Annotated in this window: 1 protein-coding gene; it reads right to left on the bottom strand. The window is 60.9% G+C overall.

What is annotated here, in order from left to right:
• Positions 1-2612: alpha-glucan family phosphorylase (glgP, locus tag NW827_RS00440; RefSeq protein ID WP_414403477.1), on the bottom strand; the 2612-nt coding region annotated here is incomplete at its 3' end.
• Positions 2613-3014: the final 402 nt, after the last annotated feature.

The raw sequence follows: 3014 nt of genomic DNA, 5'->3' as shown, positions 1-3014 counted from the left end.
GCAGGTGAAGCCCAGAGTATTAGCCGCAGCTCATAGGGATCGTACATATCGGGATGAAACGGCAGTAAGCGGATGGCCAGCCCCTGCAGGCCACTGGCCTCATAGCGGATCTGACCAGAGAAGATAGCGCAGTCCTCCACTGTCTCCACATAGCGCAGGGGGGTTGCGCGGCCGTTTTGGATCTGGCCGTTGTCGTCCACTGGGCCGTGGTAGGCTTGGACAATCACATCCTGGGGCTGCAGGGATCCCAGCTGCACCTCCACCGTTACGGTGAGGGGTTCCCGGGCCATCACCACCTCCTGGAGCTGGCTACCCTGGCCAGAGGAACGGTTGCCGGCGGGCTGCCTTGGATTCTCAACCCGGACGTCGAAAACCCGAATGTTGTACCAGTTCTCCTGCACATGGTTTTGCCAACGGGTCAACTGGCGGGCTGCCTGGAAATCGTTGCGCCGCATGCGGTTAAAGTAGTTACTCAACGGAATGTAAGCCCGCTCAGCATACTCCCGCACCATGCGCTGTGTGCTAAAGCGAGGACAGTTGAGGCGGATTGCCTGCTTCATCCGCTGAATCCAGGCGTGGGGTAGACCATCGCTGCCGCGTTGGTAGAAAAGGGGAGCTACTTCCTTTTCCAGGAGATCGTAGAGGGCGTTGGCCTCCACTTCGTCCTGGTAGGCGCGATCTGCATACTCCTCGCCGCGGCCAATGGGCCAGCCCGTCTGGTAGTAATCTGCCTCATCCCACCAGCCGTCCAGGGTGCTGAGGTGCAGTCCCCCGTTAGCTGCTGCCTTCATACCGCTGGTACCGCTGGCCTCGCGGGGGCGGAGGGGGGTGTTCAGCCACACGTCCACCCCTGCCACCATTAAGCTGGTGATGTACATGTCGTAGTCTTCGATAAACACCAGCCGCTGGCGGAACTCTGGCTGGCGCGACACCTGCACCACCTGGCGGATCAACTCTTTGCCGGCTGTATCGCGAGGGTGGGCCTTGCCCGCAAAGATAAACTGCATCGGGTACTGGGGATGGTTAATCAGAGCTTTGAGCCGCTCTAGGTTGTGGAGCAAGAGAGTGGCCCGCTTGTAGGTGGCAAAGCGGCGGGCAAAGCCAATCGTGAGGACTTCTGGGTTGAGGGCCTCTGCTGCTTGTTGGATCTCCCCTGCCGAGGCCGCCTGCTTCTGCAGCTGTTCCACCAGGCGCTGGCGGGTGAAGTCGATGAGGCGGGAGCGGCTGCGCTCGTGCGCCCGCCACAATTCCGCATCCGGGATCCGCTCCACCTTCTGCCAAACCGGATCCGAGGCAGGGGCCTCCGCCCAATCTGGCCCTAGGTAGCGGTCGTAGAGGGCTTGGTTTTCCTCCCCCACCCAGGTGCGGGAATGCACGCCATTGGTGATGGAGGTAATCGGCACCTCCTCTTGCGGGATCCCAGGCCACAGCTGGCTAAACATCTTGCGCGAGACCGCCCCGTGTAGCTTGCTGACCCCGTTAACAAACGAGGCCATGTTGATGGCTAGCACCGCCATGCTGAAGGGGGACTGGAAGTCCCCGGGATTTTCTCGACCTAGGGCCAGAAAGCGCTCCCGACTCAGGCCCATCTGGTTGTAGTAGAAGCTCAGGTAGTAGTCAATTTTGTCCGGCGGGAACAGGTCGATCCCGGCAGGCACTGGCGTGTGGGTAGTAAACATCTGGCTGGACTTAGCCACCTGCCAGGCCTCCTCAAAGCTTAGCCCTTGCTCCACCATCAACAGGCGGATCCGCTCTACCGCCAAAAAAGCCGAGTGCCCCTCGTTCATGTGGTAGACAGTGGGGTGGATCCCTAGAGCGCGCAGAGCCCGCACCCCGCCAATCCCCAGCATGATCTCCTGGTGGATGCGCACGTCCTGGTCGCCGCCGTAGAGCTCATCGGTGATGTCTTGGTCGTACTGGCTGTTGGGCTCGATGTTGGTGTCAAGGAGGTATAAGGGCACCCGCCCCACCATCGCCTTCCAGATGCGGGCAAACACCTTGCGGTTGGGGTAGTCCACCTCAATGCGAATCTCGCGGCCCTCCGCGTCCCTTTGCAGCTCCAGCGGCATGTTAAAGAAATCGTTGATGGGGTAGCGCTCCTGCTGCCAGCCATCGGGGTTGAGGTACTGGCGGAAATACCCCTTTTGGTAGAGCAGGCCCACGCCCACCAGCGGCAGGCCTAGGTCGCTGGCTGCCTTGAGGTGATCCCCGGCCAACACTCCCAAGCCCCCTGAGTAAATGGGCAGACAGTCGGCTAAGCCAAACTCAGCTGAAAAATAGGCATAGCACTCTCCCTCCACCGCCTGGGCCAAGCGATATCGGCGGTACCACGTGTCTTGTTGGAGATAGCTGTGCAGTTGCTGGCTAGCTCGCTCCAGTTGGGCTAGAAACCCAGGATCCTCTGCCAATTCATCCAGCCGTTCCTGCCGGATCTGGCCCAAAAGAGCCACGGGGTTGTGCCCGCAGGCATCCCACAGATCCGGATCCATGCGCCGGAAGAGGCTGCGGGTTTCTACATTCCAACTAAAATGAAAGTTGTAGGCCAAAAGGCGCAGGCTTTCCAAGGCAGGCGGCAGGTAGGGGGTTACCCTAAACGTGCGTAGCGGCTTCATAGGCAGGACGAGTGCAGGTTGCCACTGCCTGCTAAGCTAGCCCAAGCGCGGCTGAGGAGCCCAGCTTTTTTAGAATCTTTCGAGCTGAAGGCCTAGCCCCTGCCTAGGCAGCAGCTGTCGCGTCCGGGAGGGAAGGCTCGCGCTCCGCTTGCCCTTGTAGACGGGGGGAAGGCGCTCCGCACCCCCCCTAGCCCACCCTGCGGCTCTGGGCGCTCACGTCGTGGAACATGCTCGAGGAGGGGTTAAGGTAGGGCATACCGGGAGTAACGCCTCTGGACACGCTACCTGCAGCTAGCGATGGGTGAGGACTCGGTTCTGCTGACGCAAGCAGGTCAGTTGCCTGGAGGAAGGAGGAACCCCGCCCTGTCTGCCTAGCCACCCTGCAGGAAGCAAGCTACAGCG

The organism is Synechococcus sp. H70.1 (genome assembly GCF_047502705.1).
Lineage (GTDB): Bacteria > Cyanobacteriota > Cyanobacteriia > Thermostichales > Thermostichaceae > Thermostichus.
Note: the sequence above shows the minus strand (reverse complement) of the source record. Positions and strands in the feature narration are given on the sequence as shown.